Raw genomic sequence first — 22,529 nt, 5'->3', positions numbered from 1 at the left:
TTAATGACCGCACTTTCCGAGTACGAACGGTTGGAAACAGAAGGGCTGTGGCGCGAAACGCCAGATGCCCAACTCAGGCGCGTCATTGTAAGCGTTGGGGACACCACGCTTGTACTAACTGGAAACGCAGACACACCATTGGCGCATTGGTCGCTTCCTGCAATTGTCAGACTGAATCCAGGTGAACACCCTGCTGTCTTTTCCCCGAGCGCCGATGGCGATGAAACGCTTGAGATCGACGAAGAGCTTGTTGTTACCGCAATTGAACGTGTGAAGCGCGCCATTGATCGCCGCCGCTCGCAGCCTGGGCGGTTGCGGTTAATTCTGACAGTCGCCTCACTTACCGCCGTCATTGCGCTCAGCGTGTTTTGGCTTCCGCAGGCGTTGGTCGGGTATGCTGCGCGCATAACGCCGGAAATCAAACGTGCAGAGATCGGAGAAAGCCTTCTCACGCAAATCCGTCGCGTTACAGGGCCTGTATGTTCGCAACCCGAAGCGAATCGGGCCTTGGCACAAATAGCAGCCCGTCTCGGAATAGAAACCGAACGACTTATTGTTGTGCGTTCCGGCGTCGCGACGACAAAGCACCTACCTGGCGGATTTATCCTCTTGAACAGCAGCCTTGTTGAAGACACCGAAGACCCGAACGTCGTCGCGGGATATATTATCGCGGAGCAACAGCGCGCCGCTCAAGACGATCCGCTCGTAGCGTTGTTTTCAGACGCTGGCGTCACGAGCACCGCGCGCTTCCTGACTTCCGGTCAGATACCCGTTGAAGCGCTCACAGATTACTCCGAGACGCTTCTGACACTTCCGATGGAAGAGCCGCACATCGAACCGTTGCTGGATCGGTTCCGTACAGCCAACATCCCAGCAACGCCCTATGCCTATGCGCTTGATATCTCTGGCGAAACAACCCTGCACCTGATTGAAGCGGACCCAGTCGCGATGACGGCTTATGTACCGATCCTAAGCGACGGAGAATGGGTCGCGCTACAGGAAATCTGTCAGGGTTAACGCTCTATTTAGTGCCGAACATCCGATCACCGGCATCCCCCAAGCCAGGAACGATATAGCCTTTATCGTTCAGGCGTTCGTCCAGAGACGCCGTAACAATCGGGACATCAGGATGCGCTTCTTTCATGCGCTCCACGCCCTCCGGCGCGGCCAGAAGACACAAGAAGCGGATATTTTTGGCGCCCGCTTTCTTTAGCAGATCAATCGCGGCTACCGAGGAATTACCAGTGGCGAGCATCGGATCTACGGCGATGACAAGTCGATCTTCAAGCTCTGTCGGAACCTTGAAATAATACTGAACCGGCTCGAGCGTTTCTTCATCACGATAGAGGCCAACAAACCCCACACGCGCAGATGGGATGAGTTCCAGAACCCCATCAAGCAATCCGTTGCCCGCACGCAAGATCGAAATAAGCGCCAGCTTCTTCCCGTCAAGAACTGGTGCCTCCATGTCTTGCATCGGCGTTGTGATCGTTTTGGTGGTCATCGCCAACCCGCTGGTCACCTCATAGGCAAGCAACTGGCTGATTTCGCGGAGCAACTGGCGGAAAACTGCGGTCGAGGTTTTCTCTTCGCGCATGAGCGTCAGCTTATGTTGCACGAGGGGGTGTTCGACGACTGTGAGATGCTGGCTCATGCGGCCTCCAATTTCTTTTCGATTTCACTTCGCGTTTCTTCGGAGCAGAACGCCGAGGAGATCGCGCTTTTGTTCAATTCACGGAATATGCTTTCGTCCCAACCGAATGTTTTGTTGAGCATATCATATTCATTTTTCATCGTTGTGTGAAAGAAGGGTGGATCATCGGTGGAAACAGAGACTTTGACACCTGATTTTCGCAACAGATCAATAGGATGCTTATCCCACGATGAATAGACGCCCAGCGCGACGTTAGAACCAGGGCAAACTTCAAGCGAAACCCCCTTGTCTTTTATCTCGCGGATCAGGTCTGCGTCCTCTATCGCTCTTACGCCATGACCAACTCGCTTGATGCCAAGATCGCGGATGGACGCGCGAACTTCGTCCGGTCCATTCCATTCGCCTGCGTGCGACGTGAGCTGCAACTTGGCTTCTCGAGCCATATCAAAGGCATAGGCATAATCCTTGGGCTCTCCGTATTTTTCGTCTCCGCCCATGCCAAAACCAACAACCCAATCGCCCGCGGTCTCTGCTGCGCAGAGTGCGGTTTTGCGGGATTGGTCGGCGCCAAAGTGCCGAACAGCGGTTACGATACCCCGCAGAGTTACCCCAAGATCGCGCTCGGCGGCATCCGCAGCTTCCTTAATTGCATGCAGATACTCTTTCCACGCGGCCACATCACCTCCACCGCAGAAGTCCGGCGCGAGGAATGTTTCGGCATAAACGACTCCGTTCGCGGCACACTCCTCGAGAACGGCGGTGGTAAGGCGCGCGAAATCCTGCGGTGTTTGCAGGCAGGCGGTTGCGGCTTCATAGACTTTCAGGAAATCCCAAAAATCCTTGTATTGGTAGTGGCCGTCGTCATCAAAAACGCCTTCAAGCGGCACGCCTTTTTCCTGTGCCAAGCCGCGTATAAATGTGGGGGGAGCTGCGCCCTCCAGATGAAGGTGAAGCTCGACTTTTGGTAGCTCTAGTATGCTCATAGCAAATTCTTTCCCGGCCCCTGCGAAGGCACGTCTAGATGTGCCGCGATTGTGGCGGCAACATCCGTAAATTGGCAAATCCCGATCTCACCTGTTCCAGCGCCCTTTATGAGAACTGGAACACGCTCACGCGTATGATCGGTTCCATGCCATGTGGGGTCATTGCCGTGATCAGCGGTGAAAATCACAAGATCATCTTCTTTGAGGTTCGCGTAGAATGCTGGGAGAGCAGAGTCAAACCATTCAAGCGCTCTGGCATACCCAGAGACATCGCGGCGGTGGCCATACAAGCTGTCAAATTCCACGAAGTTCGCAAAAATCAGGCTGCCGTCCTCTGCGCTTGCGGCATAATCTGCAAGGTGCTGCATCAACTTTTCATCCGCGCCTTTGCGGACCTCATCTATGCCACGCATAGAGAAAATGTCACCAATCTTGCCAACCGCATAGACCTTACGCCCTGCACTTTGAACCCAATCACACAGCGCGGGTGCTGGTGGCAGGATTGCATAGTCCTTGCGATTTGTTGTGCGCGTGAACCCGTCTGCCACGGTGCCTACAAAAGGCCGTGCAATCACACGTCCAACTTTCATTTCGTGAAGAATTGGCGCGAGCGTCTCACAAAGGTCGAGCAATTTTTGCAGCCCGAAGCTTTCTTCATGCGCGGCTATCTGAAACACGCTGTCTGCGGAGGTATAACAAATCGGCCACCCTGTTTTGACATGCTCTGCACCGTGCTTCTCGATGATTGCCGTTCCTGACGCATGGCAGTTTCCGAGTGTTCCGGAAACTTGCGCCGATTTACAAACCAGTTTCAGAAGGTCATCGCCAAAGGTGTTCTCCTCTGGAAAATAGTGCCAATCCCACGGCACCGGCAAACCAGACAATTCCCAATGGCCCGATGGCGTATCCTTCCCGATAGAGACTTCAGTTGCGGCCGCCCAGCGCCCCTCTCTTCCGCCTGTAAGGCCAGGGGCTTTCTTACCCGATGCTAAAGTAATCGCATCTGCAAGACCGAGCGCATCAAGGTTTGGCAATTTCAGTGGCCCGCTGCGCCCCTCCTCTGCATGACCCTCGGCACAAGCCTGCGCGATGTGAAGCAGCGTGTTTGCGCCTTCGTCGCCAAACTGAGCAGCATCAGGTGCGCCGCCGCATCCAACGGAATCCAGAACAACCAGAAATGCACGAGCCATCACGTCACCCTTTCTTTTACAAGTGGTCTTTGCTCTGGTGTAGCGCTGCCGATCTGGATTGCATCCGTGACCGACTTTACCGCAATCCGCGCATCAACCTCGTTGGCTGCATGAACACGCGCGATAACGTCACCCTGCTGAACCACAGCACCAAGGCGAATAACATGAGACAAACCAACAGAGGGATCAATCCGAGCGCCGCCAACCAGCCTTCCACCGCCAAGATGAACAACGGCCTGCCCCAAGGCTTGCCCGTCAATCGCAATCACGCGGCCATTCTCTCGCGCTGGAATATCAATGACAAAACGCGCCGCCGGCAGCCGATCGCGCCAGCGTTCAATGAAATCTTTTGGGCCGCCCATTCGGGCAATCATTTTGCCAAACCCTTCGGCCGCATACCCGCCCTCAATCGATTGGCGGATCATCGTTTGACCCTTCGCCTCTGTGCCGGCCTGCCCACTCAAAGCGAGAAGCGTTCCGCCCAATTCAACAGTAAGGTCTTGGAGCGGTGTTTGGTGTGGCTCCGTTAGGGCTTTCATGATCTCCATGATTTCAAGCGCGTTGCCGAGACTGCTTGCCAAAGGTTGATTCATATCGGTTATGAGGCCCGCAGTCTTGCAGCCCGCACCATTACCCGTATTCACCAAGGATTGCGCAAGCGCTCGGGCGTCTTCGACCGTTTCCATAAATGCGCCAGAGCCACATTTGATATCAAGAACCAACGCCTCGAGGCCGCTTGCAAGTTTCTTGGAAAGGATCGAAGCAGTTATGAGATCAACGCTTTCCACAGTTGCCGTTACATCCCGCACCGCATAGAGGCGTTTGTCTGCGGGTGCGATATCAGCGCTCGCACTTACAATGGCAAAGCCGATATCCTCGACAATCTCGCGAAACTCTTGTTTTCCAACCTCTGTGGACACACCCGGGATTGCCTCAAGCTTATCCAATGTGCCCCCTGTATGGCCAAGGCCACGGCCTGAAATCATCGGAACATAGACACCACAAGAGGCCAATGCCGGAGCGAGCAGTAATGAGACACAATCACCAACGCCACCGGTTGAATGCTTATCCACTACCGGGCCGGGCACATCCCAATTCAGTATTTCGCCGCTGTCGCGCATAGCTTCGGTGAGCGCAACCCGCCCTTCTTCGCCAAGTCCATTGAGACAAACCGCCATCGCGAATGCACCTGCCTGCGCGTCAGAAATATCTCCGCTAGCAAGCCCATTGGCAAAGTCGCGCAGGTCTTCGCGTGAAGGCGTTTCCCCCTGCCGCAACTCCGCAATGACGGCGCGCGCATCCATCAGGCGTTATCCATGTGCGCCTGCGTGAACACACCGGGCAACAGCTCTGCCAGCGTCATAGTTTGAGCGTTTCCTTCGAGCGTTGTCATCGTGACCTTGACGTCGCCTTTGCCAAACTCAGACAATTTTTGCCGGCACCCGCCACACGGGCTAACGGGCAAAGGCGAATCCGCGATCACGACGACCTCTTCGATTTCACTATCACCCGCAGCAATCATCGCTGCGATAGCGCCCGCCTCTGCGCAAGTTCCCTCAGGATAAGCGACGTTCTCGACATTGCAGCCCTGATACACATTGCCAGAGGTTGCTCGGATCGCGGCTCCTACTTTGAAATTTGAATAGGGCGCATATGCGCGCTCTCGGATTTCGGTTGCGGCATCTAGCAAAGACATATGAGCCCCCATTTTTTACCTATCGGTCAACTTTGCCTTGCCCTGCTGAATGATGCAAGTGTTACCAATCGGCAATAAAGTGTTTCTTGATAGCCCGTATTGACGCAACGCAAGGCAATGCGTTAGGCATGTCGCGAAATAGTTTAACGCTAAACTATACATGGAGGCCCACCATGAATGACACAGTAAACGACTCGAACCGCCAAGCTGCGCTATACTACCACGAGTACCCCAAACCGGGGAAACTTGAAGTGCGCGCAACCAAGCCTCTCGCTAACGGACGTGACCTTTCGCGCGCCTATAGCCCCGGTGTTGCCGAAGCCTGCTTAGAGATCAAAGCCGATGCCTCGACAGCCAGTCGATACACTTCACGCGGCAATCTCGTGGCGGTGGTCAGCAATGGTTCTGCTGTTCTTGGACTTGGCAACATCGGCGCGTTGGCCTCCAAACCTGTGATGGAAGGCAAAGCGGTTCTTTTCAAGAAATTCGCCAATATCGACTGCTTTGACATCGAAGTTGATGAAACAGACCCAGAAAAGCTTGCAGATATCGTTTGCGCACTTGGCCCGACGTTCGGAGCGATCAATCTTGAGGACATCAAAGCGCCAGACTGCTTTATCGTGGAGAAAATCTGTCGCGAACGGATGAATATCCCTGTGTTCCACGATGATCAGCACGGAACAGCGATTGTTGTGGGGGCCGCCGCAACAAACGCGCTTCGTGTGGCTGGCAAAAAATTCGAAGACATCAAAGTTGTCTCGACCGGTGGCGGAGCGGCGGGGATCGCGTGTTTGAACATGCTTCTCAAGCTTGGCATCAAACGCGAAAACGTTTGGCTCTGTGATATCGACGGCCTCGTCTACAAGGGCCGCGAGAGCGAAATGACTCCGCAGAAAGCGGAATTCGCCCAAGACAGCGATTTGCGAACTCTTGATGATGTCATCGATGGCGCAGACTTGTTCCTTGGCTTGTCAGGGCCAGGCGTTCTGAAGCCCGAAATGGTTTCCAAGATGGCGGAAAAGCCAATCATCTTCGCCCTTGCGAACCCGACACCAGAAATCCTGCCGGAATTGGTCCGAGAAGTGGCTCCCGATGCGATTATCGCCACCGGTCGCAGCGACTACCCTAATCAGGTGAACAATGTTCTCTGTTTCCCGTTTATCTTCCGAGGCGCGCTAGATGCTGGCGCAACAGAGATCAACGACGAGATGCAGCTTGCCTGTATCGAAGGGATCGCCGCCCTAGCCCGTGCAACCACGAGCGCAGAAGCCGCTGCCGCCTATAAAGGCGAGCAAATGACATTTGGCGCAGACTATCTCATCCCTAAACCGTTCGATCCGCGCCTTATGGGTGTTGTTGCCAGCGCAGTTGTAAAAGCTGCAATGAAAAGTGGCGTTGCCAAGCGCCCAATCGAAGACCTCAAGGCGTATAAGGCAAATCTTGATGGTTCGGTCTTTAAATCGGCGCTCATCATGCGCCCGGTTTTCGAAGCTGCGGCAACCGCCGAGCGCAAGATTGTATTTGCCGAGGGAGAAGACGAACGCGTTTTGCGCACCGCTAGCGCAATGCTTGAAGAAACAACGGACAAACCGATCCTGATCGGACGCCCCGAAGTTATCGAAATGCGGTGCGAACGCGCCGGTCTCTCTATTCGACCAGGCCGCGATTTCGATCTGGTAAACCCAGAAAACGACCCGCGCTATCGGGACTATTGGGGTACGTATCACCAGTTGATGGCCCGAAAAGGTGTTTCACCAGATCTTGCCAAAGCAATCATGCGTACGAACACCACAGCGATTGCTGCTGTGGCCGTTGCACGCGGGGATGCAGACAGCCTGATTTGCGGCACTTTTGGCCAGTACCTATGGCATCTGAACTATGTCCAAAACATCCTTGGGACAGGGCCACGCGAAGATGGCCGCGCAGGGCTGCACCCTGTTGGTGCACTCTCGATGATGATACTTGAGGACGGACCGCTATTTATTGCCGACACCCACGTTCACCCCGAACCCACTCCAGCACAAATAGCCGAGAGTGTTGTTGGAGCGGCCCGCCACGTGCGCCGCTTTGGTGTTGAGCCACGAATTGCGATTTGTAGCTACTCGCAGTTCGGCAACCTTGATTGCGATACAGGGCGCCGTTCCCGCGCTGCACTTGAGATACTCGACAGCGAGCCACGTGATTTCATCTACGAAGGCGAAATGCACATCGATTCCGCTCTCGATCCTGAACTTCGCTCGCGTATCTTCCCGGATTGCCGCCTTGAAGGCGCCGCGAATATCCTCGTGTTTGCCAATACCGACGCGGCCTCTGGCGTTCGCAACGTATTGAAAATGAAAGCAAATGGCCTAGAAGTTGGGCCTATCTTGATGGGTATGGGCAACCGCGCGCATATCGTCACGCCTTCCATTACAGCACGAGGCCTTCTGAACATGAGCGCGATCGCCGGGACGCCTGTTGAATACTACGGCTAGTAGGGCGGCAATCGGGCGCAGGCGTGCCTCTTGCCGCAATTCTCTTGCCCCGCTATGACTTACCTCACGAGAGCGCGATTCTGAGGAGGACGAACCATGGGTTATTCCCAGGTTTATGACGCGTGGAAACAAGACCCCGAAAAATTCTGGATGGACGCCGCACAGGGTATTGATTGGGTCACCCCCCCATCAAAGGCGCTGTTTGACGAACGCGCGCCTCTTTACGAATGGTTTAAAGACGGACAGGTCAACGCGTGCTACAATGCCGTTGATCGGCACGTCGAAAATGGCCGCGGCGAGCAGACCGCACTGATCTATGACAGCCCGATAACCCACACAAAACGCGAAATCAGCTATGTCGAGCTTCGCAATCGCGTTGCCAATCTTGCTGGCGCGCTACGGGCCAAAGGCGTTGAGAAAGGTGACCGTGTTGTCATCTATATGCCGATGATCCCTGAAGCAATAGAGGCCATGCTCGCCTGTGCGCGGCTTGGAGCCGTTCACTCGGTTGTTTTCGGCGGCTTCGCCTCAAATGAACTCGCAGTGCGGATTGACGACGCAAAGCCAAAAGCGATTATTGCAGCTTCGTGTGGATTGGAACCCGGACGTGTTGTGCATTACAAACCGCTGCTTGATGGCGCAATTGACCTCGCTACGCACAAGCCCGACTTCTGCGTTATCTTTCAGCGGGAACAAGAGGTTGCCGAGCTTGTTGAAGGGCGCGATTTTAACTGGCACGGATTTCAATACGGTGTTGAGCCTGCTGAATGCGTTCCGGTATCGGGCGATCACCCCGCGTATATCCTATATACATCAGGCACCACAGGCGCACCAAAAGGCGTAATCCGCTCTACTGGCGGGCATCTCGTTGCGCTGAATTGGAGCATGAAGAACGTCTATAACGTCGATCCCGGCGAGGTCTTTTGGGCGGCATCTGATGTTGGCTGGGTCGTTGGGCACAGCTATATTTGCTATGGGCCATTAATCCACGGCAATACCTCTATTGTGTTTGAAGGAAAGCCCATCGGCACACCCGATGCCGGCACATTCTGGCGCGTGATTTCGGAACATAATGTAAAGAGCTTCTTTACGGCGCCTACGGCGTTTCGCGCTGTAAAACGCGAGGATCCTAACGGAGATTTTGTCAAGAAATACGATATGTCTTCGCTCAAGGCGGTGTATCTCGCGGGAGAGCGCGCAGACCCAGACACGATTGTTTGGGCGCAAGAAAAGCTTAACGTTCCGGTGATCGACCACTGGTGGCAAACTGAAACGGGCTGGGCCATTGCTGCAAACCCGCTTGGCATTGAGGAACTGCCCGTCAAGCTCGGTTCGCCCTCCGTTGCCCTACCCGGTTATCAAGTCGAAGCACTAGATGAAGGCGGACATCCACTTCCCGCCGGAGAGCTCGGCGCAATTGCGATCAAACTACCCTTACCGCCAGGCACACTTCCCAACCTCTGGAATGCCGAGGAGCGATTTGTCAAAAGCTATCTCTCGCACTTCCCTGGTTACTACGAAACAGGCGATGCGGGTTACATCGATGAGGACGGATATGTCTACATCATGGCGCGCACCGATGACGTGATCAATGTGGCGGGCCATCGGCTTTCAACGGGCGCTATGGAAGAGGTTTTGGCAAGTCACCCCGATGTTGCAGAATGCGCGGTGATCGGGCCGAAAGACTCGCTCAAGGGGCAAGTTCCGCTCGGGTTTGTCTGTCTTAACGCAGGGCTTGAGCGGCCTCATGACGAGATCAAGGCCGAAATCGTCAAACTGGTGCGCGAAAAGATCGGCCCCGTTGCAGCCTTCAAACTGGTTCTTGTTGTAGATCGGCTCCCCAAAACGCGGTCAGGCAAAATCCTGCGTGGCACAATGGTCAAAATCGCGGACGGCGAGGATTTCAAAGCGCCCGCGACGATTGATGACCCTGCTATCCTTGATGAAATCCGAGAAGCTCTTGGCGAAATCGGGTTTCCTTCAGCAGCCTAAGCGTATTCAGGAAGGCAGTAGTTGCTGCCTTCCAACGCGCCCTAAACGAATTGTTCTCGGATTAGGCGCTCTTCCAACCCATGCCCTGGATCAAACAATATCCGGTGCGCGATGCTTGGCTCGCTTCGAATTTCAACAGACAGAACATTCTTTTCCGAACGGCTATCTGCGGCAACCATTACAGGGCGTTTTTCCGGCTCCAGCACATCAAAGCGAACTTTGGCCATTTTCGGCAGCAGCGCCCCGCGCCAGCGCCGTGGTCGGAACGCAGACATCGCCGTAAGCGCGAGTACATCCGCGCCAATCGGCAAGATCGGCCCATGCGCAGAATAGTTATAAGCTGTTGAACCTGCTGGCGTAGACAGAAGCGCGCCGTCGCAAAAAAGCTCTGGCATCCGGACTTTATCATCCACTGTGATCTGTAGCTTCGCGGCTTGCGGCCCCGCACGAAGCAGAGAGACCTCGTTAATGGCAAGCTCATCATGGGTGCTGCCGTCCGCGCTAACGGCGTGCATGGCGAGCGGGTTGAGGATTTCTTCTTCTGCCGCGTCGAGCCGCTCTTCAAGTTCCTCTTCCGAAAATTCGTTCATCAGGAAACCGATAGTGCCGCAATTCATGCCGTAGACGGGGGTATCAAGATGCTGCGTTCCGTGGAGCGTTTGCAGCATAAAGCCGTCCCCACCGAGCGCGACAATCACCTCGGCCAAATCGGCTTCGGCATTTCCGTGCAAATCCTCAAGCCGTTTCAGCGCAAATTGCGCAATCTCGCTATTGCTTGCCCTGAAGTGAAACCGCGCGGTCATAGCCTGCCTTATCCTTGCCTTTCCAACAGTTTGCCCGAGCCAATCGGAAACACAAGGCCCGATTGGAAATAAACCATAACGGAATTTCATGATCCATGCGCAAAAAGTCATGGAATGCAATCAAATCGGGCTTTTGCGAACGGCACGCTTTGGGTAAAAGGCCACATCATTTTTCGCGACAGGGAGACCCCGATGACCGCCACCACAAGCGATAACGGCTTTTTCACAGAAAGCCTTGAAAGCCGTGATCCGGAAATTTTTGCCGTTACACGGCAAGAGCTCGGACGCCAACGAGACGAGATCGAGCTGATCGCCAGCGAGAACATCGTTTCCGCCGCCGTTATGGAAGCGCAGGGCACTGTGCTGACCAACAAATACGCCGAAGGATATCCGGGCAAGCGCTACTATGGTGGCTGTCAGTATGTGGATATTGCCGAAGATCTCGCGATTTCCCGTGCGAAAGAGCTTTTTGGCTGTGAGTTCGCAAACGTTCAGCCCAACTCCGGCTCACAAGCGAACCAAGGTGCCTTTAACGCGCTCATCAAACCGGGCGACACAATTCTTGGCATGAACCTCGCATCCGGTGGCCACCTCACCCACGGTGCGGCGCCAAACCAATCGGGCAAATGGTTCAACGCCGTTCAATACGGGGTGCGCAAACAAGACAGCCAGATCGACTATGACGCAATCCAAGAGCTTGCAAACGAGCATAAGCCCAAGCTGATCATTGCCGGCGGTTCTGCAATCCCTCGTCAGATCGACTTTGCGAAGTTCCGTGAAATCGCCGATTCCGTGGGCGCTTACCTCATGGTCGATATGGCGCATTTTGCTGGTCTTGTTGCCGCTGGTGAACACCCATCGCCCTTCCCGCACGCCGATGTTGTGACAACAACAACCCACAAAACTCTGCGCGGACCGCGCGGCGGCATGATCCTCACCAACAACGAAGATATCGCCAAAAAGGTCAACTCTGCGATCTTCCCTGGTATTCAGGGCGGCCCGCTCATGCATGTGATCGCCGGCAAGGCCGTTGCATTTGGCGAAGCACTGCGTCCAGAGTTCAAAGCCTATCAAAAGCAGGTTCGAGCCAATGCAGTGGCTCTGGCTGATCAGCTGATGAAAGGTGGCCTTGATATCGTAACTGGCGGTACGGACACACACGTGATGCTCGTTGATTTGCGCCCCAAAGGCGTGAAGGGCAACGCGACTGAAAAAGCGCTCGGACGCGCAAACATCACGACGAACAAAAACGGTATTCCGTTTGACCCCGAAAAGCCGTTTGTGACATCCGGTATCCGCCTTGGTACCCCTGCGGGCACCACACGTGGATTTGGCGAAGAAGAGTTCCGCCAAATTGCCGATATGATTGTTGAGGTCGTTGACGGTCTTGCAACCAATGGCCCTGAAGGCAACGCGGAAGTTGAGGAAACAGTCAAGGCAAAGGTCGCTGACCTCTGTGCCAAGTTCCCGATCTATCCGAATCTTTAAGTTTAGGACAAAGTTTCATGGGGCTCCGCGTTGCGGGCCCCTTTTTCGTTGCTAAACCAGATCGCGCCAGACAAGAAACGCGATAAAAAGCGCGCCACTCACAAAGATAGCAAAGGCAACACTACCCAAGATCGACATGAACAGCCCTTTGCGGCGCTCGTTCGGATCGACCGATTTAAGATAGCTCACGCAGGTCTTGTGGGACTTTGCCAGCTTCTTCTCATCAAGCATGCGCGCAAGTTTCGGATGCTGTGAGAGCTTCTGGGATTCAGCGATGTACTGCGCGTCCTTGCGGACATAGCCCGGAAGCAACCGCCCGCTACGCTTAATCCTTTTCTCAAGTGACTTACCCTTAACAGAAAACTGTTTGGTAAGCAGTGCCGCGACGTCGTCGGCATAGCTATCTACTGAAACGATTTTCATAAAATACTCCGCGCGCCAAGATACGTCGCAAACAGATTCGGCTCAAGCGGGTGGAACACAAACTCTATACAGGTTACATGAGCAACATGCTTAGAGTTGTTTCCCAAGGTTCTCAGACGAACCTCCCGTCGTTGCTAATTGTTCATGGCTTGTTTGGCTCTGCTCGTAACTGGAATGTTGTAGCAAAGCGCATGTCGGCTACACGTATGGTTTATACGGTTGATATGCGCAATCACGGAGAAAGCCCACGCGCGGAAACCCAAAGCTATGCAGATATGGCGGATGACCTCGCGGAAGTGTTGCAAAGCATTCAAGGCAATGTCGACGTCGTCGGTCACTCCATGGGCGGGAAAGCCGCGATGGTTCTGGCATTGCAGCAGCCTGATTTGGTCAATCGCTTACTTGTCGCTGACATCGCGCCAGTTGGCTATTCACACACGCAAACACCGCTGGTTCACGCAATGAAGTCGCTCGACTTGTCAGCCATTGAGCGGCGTAGCGAAGCCGATAGGCAGCTTGTATCGCAAATCGAGGATGCGGGTGTTCGAGCGTTCCTGCTTCAGTCTCTCGATGTAAAGGAAAAGCGCTGGCGTTTGAATTTGGATGTTCTGGAGGCCGAAATGGAAAAGATTGTCGGCTTTCCCGATGTGACAGGTCAGTATGACAAGCCGACTCTTTTCCTCTCGGGCGCGAACTCTGATTATGTTCAGCCAGAGCATCGCCCAAAAATTAAATCGCTGTTCCCGAATGCAAAATTTGCGAAAATTCCAGGAGCGGCCCATTGGCTTCATGCAGAAAAACCGCGTGAATTTGAAGCCGCACTACAGACATTCTTCAATTAAATGCGTTTCATCGTTTCTTAACGAACTCTGTTAAGATCACGATCCTCTGCCCTTCTACACGGCCTTCAATCTGGCCCGCGTTGTCTTCGACGAGGGAAATGTTACGAACAGCAGTCCCGCGCTTCGCGGTAAAGCCCGCACCTTTTACTGGCAGGTCCTTCACAAGCGTCACAGCATCGCCAGCAACCAGAACAGTTCCGTTTGCGTCTTTGTGCTCGAGTTTGGGCACTGCGGCGCCGGCCTTGGCCCACTCCAGTTCATCCGCTTCAAGATAGAGCATATCAAATAGATCATGGGCCCATGCCTCGTCTTTCAGACGATCAAGTAAACGCCAGACCAAAACCTTTACGGGCGCATGTTCACTCCACATGGAAGATGTGAGACAGCGCCAATGGTGTGGATCAAGCTCGCCATCGATCTGCTCGATGCACTTCTGGCAAAGAAACGCAGACATATGCACCGTATTGTCGGCGTTTGGCCCGACATCATATTGCGCAAGATGGTCGCTTGAGCCGCAAAGCTCGCATTGATCGTTTGAGCGGGCGGACAGTGCGGAAAGAGGCATGGCGGACCTTTATGTTGAGCTTCGCATACACGAAGTCTACTCCCGCACCGAAACGATGCCAACCCGCGCAGATGGTCGCGCCTAGTCGTCCATCTTGAGCGCGTTGATAAAGGCCTGCTGTGGGATTTCCACCTTGCCGAATTGGCGCATCTTTTTCTTACCGGCCTTTTGTTTCTCCAAGAGTTTTTTCTTACGAGAAACATCGCCGCCGTAACATTTGGCAGTTACGTCTTTGCGCATGGCCGAAAGCGTTTCGCGCGCCACCACACGGCCACCAATAGCTGCCTGAATTGGAATCTTGAACATATGACGCGGAATAAGCTCCTTGAGCTTTTCAACGAGCGCGCGCCCGCGTTGCTCTGCGCGGTCACGGTGCACCATAGTCGAAAGCGCGTCGACAGGGTCTTCGTTCACGAGAACGGTCATTTTGACCAAGAAATCCTCGCGATAACCAGTAAGTTGATAGTCAAACGAGGCATAGCCCTTAGTCACCGACTTAAGGCGATCATAAAAGTCAAAGACGACCTCGTTGAGCGGCAAATCATAAACCACCATCGCCCGCGAACCCGCATAAGTCAGGTCAAGCTGGATGCCGCGGCGGTCTTGGCAAAGCTTAAGCACGTCACCGAGGTATTCATCCGGCACAAGGATTGTCGCTTTAATCCGCGGCTCTTCGATGTGGTCCACATGGGTCAGATCAGGCATGTCAGCGGGGTTGTGAAGCTCCAGCATTGTGCCGTCACGCATATGCACATGATAAATCACCGACGGCGCAGTTGTGATCAGCTCGATGTTGTATTCACGCTCAATCCGATCGCGGATCACCTCAAGGTGCAACAGCCCGAGGAAGCCACAGCGAAAGCCAAAACCAAGCGCTGCCGAGGTTTCCATTTCGTAAGAGAAGCTGGCGTCGTTCAGAGCGAGCTTCTCAATTGAATCGCGCAGGTCTTCGAACTCGGCATTATCAACGGGGAAGAGCCCACAGAACACAACTGGCTGTGCTGGTTTGAAGCCCGGCAGTGGCTCCGCGCAACCTTTCTTCTCGTGAGTGATCGTGTCACCAACACGGGTGTCTCGCACTTGTTTGATCGACGCTGTCAGAAAGCCGATCTCGCCCGGCCCAAGCTCATCAATCATGGTCATCTCTGGCTTAAACACGCCAATACGATCAACCGGATGAACAGAACCGTTCTGCATCATCTTAATGCGGTCACCCTTGCGAAGAACTCCGTCAATCACACGCACAAGAACAATCACACCGAGGTAGGCGTCATACCAGCTGTCAACAAGCATTGCCTTGAGCGGCGCATCACGATTGCCTTCGGGCGCGGGAAGCTCCTTCACAATCGCTTCAAGCGTTTCGTGGATGCCCTGCCCTGTTTTGGCCGACACTTGAATTGCACCGGTGGCGTCAATTCCGATCACGTCCTCGATCTGCTCTGCGACGCGATCGCAATCCGATGCAGGCAAATCAATCTTGTTGAGAACGGGCACGATCTCGTGGTTCGCCTCAATCGCGTGGTAAACGTTTGCCAGCGTCTGGGCCTCTACGCCTTGCGAGGAGTCCACGACAAGCAAGCTTCCCTCGACCGCACGCATACTGCGACTCACCTCATAGGCAAAGTCGACGTGGCCCGGCGTGTCGATCAGGTTCAGCACATACTGCTCGCCATCATCGGCAAGGTAATCAATACGCACCGTGTTGGCCTTGATCGTAATACCGCGCTCTCGCTCGATATCCATCGAGTCGAGCAATTGATCTTTCATCTCCCGCGTCTCAACGGTGCCGGTCTCTTGGATGAGACGGTCAGCGAGCGTGGATTTACCGTGGTCAATATGCGCCACGATGGAGAAGTTACGAATTTTGGCGAGATCTGTCATGGAATTGGATATGAGGTGGATTCGCGTGCTGGTCAAGCGGGGTTGACGCTTGGCATCGTCTCAATTGCGGGTTTTTGCAATAAAAATGGCGCAACCCATCGCCAGTGGCGCTCGGGGTGTATTTGAATTGCCTTTTCGCATCAGGAAAAGAGGAATTTTTATCAACAAATTGATTTTTTCCCTGATTTGAGTCATTCTCCGCTCAGGCAATTCGCACAGAGACTCGCAAAGAGCGCGTGCGAACATCGGTAGAATAGGTAGACATATGAAAACGACAGGCATCCTTATGCTGGCGATGGCGGCCAGCCTTTCTCTAACAGCCCCTCAACCTCTTAATGCAAGCGCGATCGAAAACGCCTGCAACAGCTCGGGTCGCAAAGCCGCAAACCGTGCGCTTTGCGGGTGCATTCAAGATGCAGCAGATATGATCCTGACGCGCAGCGACCAACGCAAAGCAGCGAAGTTCTTTAAAGATCCGCATCAAGCACAAGTTATTCGCCAATCCAGCAAGGCAAGTGATGAACGCTTCTGGCTTCGTTACAAAGAGTTTGGCCAAACAGCAGAAACATTCTGCTCTAGCTAAAACGCAAAAAGGCCGGAGAATTCTCCGGCCTTTCCTATTTAGTACGATAACGATTTAGTTCGATTTATCGTCATGCTTCATGTCGCCATGGTCCATTTTGGAATGATCCATGTCGCCGTGATCCATCTTGTGATCTGCGCCACGTTCAAGATCGACAGGAATGTCGACGGTAATGTCACCGGCGTTTTCAAATGTCAGGGTCACAGAAACTGTCTCGCCCTCTTTGAAGCCTTCGCTCAGGCCCATGAACATGACGTGATCGCCACCGCGCTCAAGCGCGTGCATACCACCCGCAGGAATGACAAAGCCCTCTTCGACTTCCATCATCTTCATTACGCCGTCACCCATGTCTTTATGAGTATGCAGCTCGGTACGAGGCGAAACGTCGGAAGAAACCGCCACAAGACGATCGTCCTGATCAGACTTATTCATGATGTGGAAGAACGCACCACCCGCTTTTGCGGTTGGTGTGGATGTACGGGCATATGCATCGTGGATTTCGATATCTGCGGCAAAAGCAGGCGCAGCAAGAGCGCCCATGAATACGGAAACGGCAAGGGATTTTACAAAAGACATTTCGAGTCCTTTCTTATGGTCATTGATTGTTAGTTAAGAGTTGGCGGAATCCGCCATAGGTTGCTTAGGCAACTGCAGGGGGCGCACGTGATGGCGGCGCAACCGCACTATTAACAGCGCGGCGGATTTCACCCTCGCTTTGGAATATTGCATCCGAATAAACGATCGAACTTGGGGCCGCATGTGTTTGCTGCGGCGCGCCCAAAGCAACCGTCGCCATACATTCGGGGCAAACTGTCTTCTGCTGAACCGGCTGGCCGTCGGCATCGACCTGAACGGTGATATGGCCATTGCCGACACATAGAACCATCTCGCCCGAAGCATCGGCGCGCATCTGTCCTACAGCCATTGCAACATTGGTCAGCCCAATCAAGGCAACCAACGCGAAGGCGAGCAACTTGCTCATTTCTGGAAAAATCCGGCGGTTCATGGCGCGACTATATGGCCGCCTGAAATGCTCCGCCAGTGACAAATTGTAGCTTCACTTGCGCGCTTCGAACCAACCGACGTAAACGAGAAAAGCCCCGCCGGTTAGGGCGAGGCCTTTAAGAAATCTGAATGCCGATTAAGCGGTTGCTTGGGCTTTCAGGATGTCTTTTTTGATTTTAAGCGCGTTTTCCGAAAGCTCAGCGTCTTTTGCTTTTGCAAGATACGCGTCCAGACCACCACGGTGATCTACAGAGCGTAGAGCAGCAGCAGAGATTTTGAGCTTGAATGTGCGGCCCAGTGTTTCGGACTGCAGGGAAACGTCATTCAGGTTCGGGAGGAACCGACGACGTGTACGGTTTTTCGCATGGCTGACATTGTTGCCAACCATAGGGCCTTTTCCGGTCAATTCGCAACGACGTGCCATGATGATCTTCCTTTGTCGTGGCCATGCAAGAGCGGATCCCTCACACAACTCGATAACATAAATGGGCGCCAACACAGTGACGCCCTGAATTCCGTTCGCGGTTATTACGTCCGATATGAGGGGACGTCAAGCGATTCATCCGGTGGTTTTTAACGCTTTCAGCAAGTTTTCCGCGGCAACCGAGGGGCTCACTGTGCCATCACTCACGTTGGAGCGGTAGTTTTGCATTAAATTCCGAATCGTTTCGCTTTCCGTGAGCCGCGCGAGCAGCCCCGCTTCGACCTCTTGTTGAAACCAGTCCGCTGCCTGATTTGCGCGGGCCTTATCCCAAACCCCGCTCTCTTTACGCCAATTGGCAAGAGTTTCAATTTCTGCCCAAACATCGGCAATCCCCTCCTCCTCTAGTGCAGAGGCAAGCATCGCCTTTGGAAACCCTTCCGGATCGCGCGCGCGCTTTCGAAGCAGTCGAAGCGCACCAGCATAATCTGCACAGGTTCGCGTGGCCGCCTGCTTGAGGTCCCCATCCGCTTTGTTCACAACGATGATATCGGCAATTTCCATAATGCCGCGTTTTACACCCTGAAGCTCGTCGCCTCCGGCTGGAGCCATAAGCAATAGAAAGATGTCGGAAACACCAGCTACCATGGTTTCGCTCTGCCCGACTCCCACGGTCTCGATCAGGATTACATCATATCCAGCCGCTTCACACAGGGTAACCGCCTCGCGCGTTCGCCGTGCAACGCCACCAAGGGTGTTGGAGCTTGGCGACGGACGAATGAACGCGTTGGGCGCGCGCGACAGTAAGCTCATGCGCGTTTTATCACCAAGGATAGAGCCGCCTGACCGCGCAGAACTTGGATCAACCGCAAGAACCGCAACGCGTAAGCCCTTATTGACGAGCATCATACCGAATGACTCGATAAATGTTGATTTCCCGACTCCCGGCGTGCCGGACAATCCAATCCGAAGCGCTTGTTTAGAGTTGCCACCAGTCTCCAGCCGGACCCGCGACAAAAGCTCGAGCGCATCTTTGCGATGGCTTGGCTTAACACTTTCGATAAGTGTGATCGCCCGCGCCAGGGCGCGTCGCTGCCCGCCAACCAATCCCTCAGCAAGATCGGCGACCTCAGATATTGGTTTTTCTGGTGCGCTCAATGGGCAGCCTTTCGCCTGATAGTGTCACGACTTTGCGCGTGATATTGGATAACATTGCCATTTCCACCAAGTATTTGCCATACCAAGAGCCGAATCCACACAGGAATCCTGTCTATATGTTCATATCCATTCTGCGCGTCGCTATCACCAGCATGGCCGCAACACTTTGTCTCGTAATTTCGACGCCGCTGTTGGCCGAAACACTCAAAGATCAAGGGCAATACAAACTGTATCTAAGCGGGATACCCGCGGGCGTACTTGCGTTCAATGCTGTGAACGACGGGAATACTTACCGCATCGGCGGGAAGCTTGCGAGCACAGGCCTCGTTGGTTCAGTGGTTAAAGTTAGCTATGACGCGCAATCCGCAGGACTTGTGCGCGGCGACAAGCTGATCCCAACGCGATACTCCGAACAGGCAAACACCGGCCGGCGCAAACAAAGTAGCTCGCTCAATTACAAGAATGGCGTACCGCAAGTCTTGGAAGTTAAGCCAAAACGCAAACCCAAGAAATACGATGCCGACCCATCAAAACAAAAGGGCACATTGGATACTCTCACATCGATGTACACGCTGCTGCGCAAGGTTGATCAGAAGGACGTATGTACACTCAATGTTCAAACATTTGATGGCCGCAGGCGAAGCGAAACGCGCCTGTCAAAGCCAATCGTGAACGGAAACGAAATCACTTGTAATGGCGTTTACCGGCGTATCGAAGGTTTTTCGCCTCGTGAGATGCGCGAGCGCGTTAATTTCGAGTTCAAGGTCGTTTACTCGAAATTGCCTACGGGGCAGTTTCATGTAACCAAAATCTTCACCGACACCCTTTTCGGACGCGCCAGCCTGATACGACAGTGAACCCAAACCAGTTTTCTCTTCCTATTGACGAAGTTGTCGGCACGTTCTGTGACGCGCTGCACCGGCATGGCCGCGTCGTATTGCAAGCGCCTCCAGGCGCAGGCAAAACAACACGTATCCCTCTAGCGATAAGAGAGAGCAGCAAGACCACTGGCCGCATTCTCATGCTTGAACCAAGACGGCTCGCGGCGCGCGCCGCCGCGGAGCGAATGGCCAGAACGCTTGGCGAAAACGTCGGCGAAACAGTTGGCTATCGAATTAAGGGCGAAGTCAAATCAGGCAAGAATACACGTATTGAGGTTGTAACCGAAGGTATCTTGACGCGAATGATCCAATCCGACCCCGAACTATCGGGCGTCGACACGATCATATTTGACGAATTCCACGAGCGAAGCCTCAATGCCGATTTGGGCTTGGCTCTCTGTTGGGAGATCAAGAGTGCGCTGCGTGACGATCTCCAGATTGTCGTAATGTCGGCAACACTTGATGCTGCTCCAGTTGCAGCCTTGCTTGATGATTGCCCAATTATAACATCAGAAGGCCGCAGCTTTCCGGTAGAGACCCGACACCTGCCAAAACCAATCGCAAGAACCGCCAAGAAACGCGGGTGGTTTGAAGACGCCGCCGCAAGCTTGATCGAAACAGCCGTGAACGAAACAGAGGGCGGCGTTTTGGTGTTTCTGCCTGGAGAGGGTGAAATCCGGCGCGTGGAAACGCGACTAAAAGGCCGCGTTCCCTCGGATTGTCATATCCACACACTTTTCGGCGCTATGAACTTCAAAAGTCAGCGCGCAGCGATTGCCCCCGCCAAGTCTGGCCGCAAGATCGTACTCGCCACCGCAATCGCAGAAACTTCTCTGACAATTGAGGACGTGCGCGTTGTTGTGGATTGCGGACGAGCGCGACGCGCACGTTTTGATCCATCATCAGGCATGTCGCGGCTCGTGACCGAACCGGTGTCCCGAGCAGAGGCAGAGCAGCGCCGCGGTCGCGCGGGCCGCGTTGCCGAAGGCACGTGTTATCGAATGTGGACAAAAGGAGAGGAAGGCGCACTTTCGGCCTTTCCTCCTGCTGAAATTGAATCAACTGATCTGGCATCTCTTGTTCTGGAGCTCGCGCTTTGGGGCGCAGTAAGCGCAGATGAACTCGCCTTTCTCACTCCACCAAGCAATGGTGCAATGATCGAGGCCCGTCGGCTATTGCAGTCTCTCGGTGCGCTCGACGATGAAGGGCGCATTTCCTCCCATGGCAAACAAATCGCGCGCCTTCCGCTGCATCCTAGATTGGCGCATATGCTGCTACAGGCTGGTGACAATGCTATTCCCCTCGCCGCGCTAATTAACGGTCGCGATCCAATTCGCGACCAAGGATGCGACATACGCAAGCGGCTCGAATTAATCCGCGCGCCTTCTCCAAAAAACTTTGGCGCAGAGCTTAACCACGCGGCATTTCACTCAATAAAAGATGAAATGAAGTCGCTCACAAAATCACTGAAAGGGATCAGGCCCCCCGAAGTTGACTATTCTGAGGCTGAAATGATTGCACTTGCCTATCCAGACAGGATTGCAATGCGACGTCCGGGCGGGCAGCCAAGGTATATTCTATCCGGCGGAAAAGGCGCCTTTTTGGCCGACGATGATCCCCTTGCTGGCGCGCGCATGCTTGTGGTCAGCGATCTCGACGGAGACGCGAAGGAAGCGCGAATTCGTCAAGCGGTTCAAATTGACCAAAGCAGTGTAGAACGCTTGTTTTCCGATCAACTCATTTGGGTAGAGTCCTGTGAATGGTCACGCCGAGAGCGCAAAGTTCTGGCGCGCAAACAGCAGAAACTTGGCGCGCTTACTCTAAGCGATACAAACTGGAAAGATGCGCCAGATGAATCCATTGCCAATGCAGCGCTTGACGGCTTCCGCGACATTGGCTTGCCAGTGTCTGCAGCAACGGCGCGCTTTCTGTCGCGCGTCGCACTGTTCCCAGACGACCTGCCTGATATGAGCATTGATAAGATACTCGACGATGCAGAGGAGTGGTTACTTCCTCATATCGCGGGCCTCAAAACTGAAAACCAATTGCGCGCCTTTGATCCACTCCCTGCTCTGAAGCAACGTCTTAACTGGGAGCAAACCAAACTATTGGACCAACTCGCACCGGCAAGTTTTGTTACGCCACTTGGTCATAAAACGCCGATTGATTATAGCGGAGAAGCTCCCGAAATTTCCGTAAGGCTACAGGAGATGTTCGGGGTTACAGAGCACCCAACAGTTGGAAAAAACAGGACTCCGCTGCGCATAACATTGCTGTCACCTGCTCGTCGGCCCTTGCAAACAACCGCCGACCTTCCCGGCTTCTGGGCCAATTCATATGCTGATGTTCGCAAAGATATGCGCGGGCAGTATCCAAAGCATCCATGGCCCGAAGACCCGACCAAAGAGGCGCCAACTCTGCGTGCAAAGCGGCGCCAATAGTCAACTATTTGTAAACTATTAAAAAATAGCCTATATTATACAAAACAAA

At 53.9% G+C, this 22,529-nt stretch carries 21 protein-coding genes; 8 read left to right on the top strand and 13 right to left on the bottom strand.

Going from position 1 to position 22,529, the window contains the following annotated elements:
- Window positions 1-3 precede the first annotated feature (3 nt).
- Window positions 4-1,017, top strand: coding sequence for a hypothetical protein (locus OU789_RS02435; protein ID WP_274652961.1), 1,014 nt, complete (start codon window positions 4-6; stop codon window positions 1,015-1,017).
- A gap of 4 nt (window positions 1,018-1,021) precedes the next feature.
- Here the strand turns inward: OU789_RS02435 and upp are convergent, their stop codons facing one another.
- Genes upp through OU789_RS02410 form a run of 5 tightly spaced genes read right to left on the bottom strand, consistent with a single transcriptional unit; the run spans window position 1,022 to window position 5,523 of the window.
- Window positions 1,022-1,654 (bottom strand): uracil phosphoribosyltransferase, encoded by a 633-nt coding sequence (upp, locus tag OU789_RS02430; protein WP_263954044.1) that lies wholly within the window; start codon window positions 1,652-1,654, stop codon window positions 1,022-1,024.
- Entirely contained in the window at window positions 1,651-2,637 is a 987-nt protein-coding gene (locus OU789_RS02425) for an adenosine deaminase (protein WP_274652958.1), read from the bottom strand. The genes upp and OU789_RS02425 overlap by 4 nt, the downstream gene beginning before the upstream one ends.
- On the bottom strand, window positions 2,634-3,827 hold the full coding sequence (locus tag OU789_RS02420; RefSeq protein WP_274652956.1) for a phosphopentomutase: 1,194 nt from the start codon (window positions 3,825-3,827) through the stop codon (window positions 2,634-2,636). The genes OU789_RS02425 and OU789_RS02420 overlap by 4 nt, the downstream gene beginning before the upstream one ends.
- Complete coding sequence (locus OU789_RS02415; protein ID WP_274652954.1) at window positions 3,827-5,131, bottom strand: thymidine phosphorylase; 1,305 nt, start codon at window positions 5,129-5,131, stop codon at window positions 3,827-3,829. Before OU789_RS02415 ends, OU789_RS02420 begins: the two co-directional genes overlap by 1 nt.
- Complete coding sequence (locus tag OU789_RS02410) at window positions 5,131-5,523, bottom strand: cytidine deaminase (protein WP_274652952.1); 393 nt, start codon at window positions 5,521-5,523, stop codon at window positions 5,131-5,133. The genes OU789_RS02415 and OU789_RS02410 overlap by 1 nt, the downstream gene beginning before the upstream one ends.
- Window positions 5,524-5,696: 173 nt before the next feature.
- Here OU789_RS02410 and OU789_RS02405 point away from each other — a divergent pair, with 173 nt between their 5' ends.
- Window positions 5,697-7,997 (top strand): NADP-dependent malic enzyme, encoded by a 2,301-nt coding sequence (locus OU789_RS02405; protein WP_274652950.1) that lies wholly within the window; start codon window positions 5,697-5,699, stop codon window positions 7,995-7,997.
- A gap of 96 nt (window positions 7,998-8,093) precedes the next feature.
- Window positions 8,094-9,989, top strand: a complete 1,896-nt coding sequence (gene prpE, locus OU789_RS02400) for a propionate-CoA ligase PrpE (RefSeq protein ID WP_274652948.1) — start codon at window positions 8,094-8,096, stop codon at window positions 9,987-9,989.
- A 41-nt stretch (window positions 9,990-10,030) separates the two neighbouring features.
- Here the strand turns inward: prpE and OU789_RS02395 are convergent, their stop codons facing one another.
- Complete coding sequence (locus OU789_RS02395; RefSeq protein WP_263954052.1) at window positions 10,031-10,792, bottom strand: NAD kinase; 762 nt, start codon at window positions 10,790-10,792, stop codon at window positions 10,031-10,033.
- Window positions 10,793-10,984: 192 nt separating this feature from the next.
- Here OU789_RS02395 and glyA point away from each other — a divergent pair, with 192 nt between their 5' ends.
- On the top strand, window positions 10,985-12,280 hold the full coding sequence (glyA, locus tag OU789_RS02390) for a serine hydroxymethyltransferase (RefSeq protein WP_274652945.1): 1,296 nt from the start codon (window positions 10,985-10,987) through the stop codon (window positions 12,278-12,280).
- Window positions 12,281-12,331: 51 nt separating this feature from the next.
- Here glyA and OU789_RS02385 read toward each other — a convergent pair whose 3' ends face one another.
- Window positions 12,332-12,703 carry a hypothetical protein gene (locus tag OU789_RS02385; protein WP_274652943.1) on the bottom strand — a complete coding sequence of 124 codons (372 nt, stop codon included), beginning with the start codon at window positions 12,701-12,703 and terminating at the stop codon, window positions 12,332-12,334.
- 86 nt (window positions 12,704-12,789) lie between these two features.
- Between OU789_RS02385 and OU789_RS02380 the strand changes: the two genes are divergently transcribed.
- Entirely contained in the window at window positions 12,790-13,545 is a 756-nt protein-coding gene (locus tag OU789_RS02380) for an alpha/beta fold hydrolase (protein WP_274652941.1), read from the top strand.
- 7 nt (window positions 13,546-13,552) lie between these two features.
- Here the strand turns inward: OU789_RS02380 and OU789_RS02375 are convergent, their stop codons facing one another.
- Together OU789_RS02375 and lepA are read right to left on the bottom strand one after the other, a co-directional pair.
- A complete protein-coding gene (locus OU789_RS02375) occupies window positions 13,553-14,110 on the bottom strand; it encodes a PhnA domain-containing protein (RefSeq protein WP_274652939.1) in 558 nt (185 codons plus the stop codon).
- Between the two features lie 81 nt (window positions 14,111-14,191).
- Window positions 14,192-15,991, bottom strand: coding sequence for a translation elongation factor 4 (gene lepA / locus OU789_RS02370; RefSeq protein WP_274652937.1), 1,800 nt, complete (start codon window positions 15,989-15,991; stop codon window positions 14,192-14,194).
- Window positions 15,992-16,256: 265 nt separating this feature from the next.
- Here lepA and OU789_RS02365 point away from each other — a divergent pair, with 265 nt between their 5' ends.
- Complete coding sequence (locus OU789_RS02365) at window positions 16,257-16,574, top strand: hypothetical protein (RefSeq protein ID WP_263954058.1); 318 nt, start codon at window positions 16,257-16,259, stop codon at window positions 16,572-16,574.
- A gap of 54 nt (window positions 16,575-16,628) precedes the next feature.
- Here OU789_RS02365 and OU789_RS02360 read toward each other — a convergent pair whose 3' ends face one another.
- From OU789_RS02360 to meaB, 4 genes are all read right to left on the bottom strand, one after another.
- Window positions 16,629-17,150 (bottom strand): copper chaperone PCu(A)C, encoded by a 522-nt coding sequence (locus OU789_RS02360; RefSeq protein ID WP_274652935.1) that lies wholly within the window; start codon window positions 17,148-17,150, stop codon window positions 16,629-16,631.
- A gap of 64 nt (window positions 17,151-17,214) precedes the next feature.
- A complete protein-coding gene (locus OU789_RS02355) occupies window positions 17,215-17,556 on the bottom strand; it encodes a hypothetical protein (protein ID WP_274652933.1) in 342 nt (113 codons plus the stop codon).
- 159 nt (window positions 17,557-17,715) lie between these two features.
- Complete coding sequence (gene rpmB, locus OU789_RS02350; RefSeq protein WP_263954061.1) at window positions 17,716-18,003, bottom strand: 50S ribosomal protein L28; 288 nt, start codon at window positions 18,001-18,003, stop codon at window positions 17,716-17,718.
- Between the two features lie 135 nt (window positions 18,004-18,138).
- Window positions 18,139-19,158: a methylmalonyl Co-A mutase-associated GTPase MeaB gene (gene meaB / locus OU789_RS02345; protein WP_274652929.1), complete on the bottom strand. Its 1,020-nt coding sequence runs from the start codon at window positions 19,156-19,158 to the stop codon at window positions 18,139-18,141.
- Between meaB and OU789_RS02340 the strand changes: the two genes are divergently transcribed.
- Together OU789_RS02340 and hrpB are read left to right on the top strand one after the other, a co-directional pair.
- Window positions 19,158-20,015, top strand: a complete 858-nt coding sequence (locus tag OU789_RS02340; protein ID WP_274652927.1) for a DUF3108 domain-containing protein — start codon at window positions 19,158-19,160, stop codon at window positions 20,013-20,015. The genes meaB and OU789_RS02340 overlap by 1 nt on opposite strands.
- Entirely contained in the window at window positions 20,012-22,480 is a 2,469-nt protein-coding gene (hrpB, locus tag OU789_RS02335; RefSeq protein WP_274652925.1) for an ATP-dependent helicase HrpB, read from the top strand. Before OU789_RS02340 ends, hrpB begins: the two co-directional genes overlap by 4 nt.
- The last annotated feature ends 49 nt before the right edge of the window (window positions 22,481-22,529 follow it).

The sequence above is a fragment of the Halocynthiibacter sp. C4 genome (assembly GCF_028823805.1).
GTDB lineage: Bacteria > Pseudomonadota > Alphaproteobacteria > Rhodobacterales > Rhodobacteraceae > Falsihalocynthiibacter > Falsihalocynthiibacter halioticoli.
The sequence above is the reverse complement of the archived record's forward strand: the minus strand, read 5'-3'. Positions and strand labels throughout refer to the sequence as shown.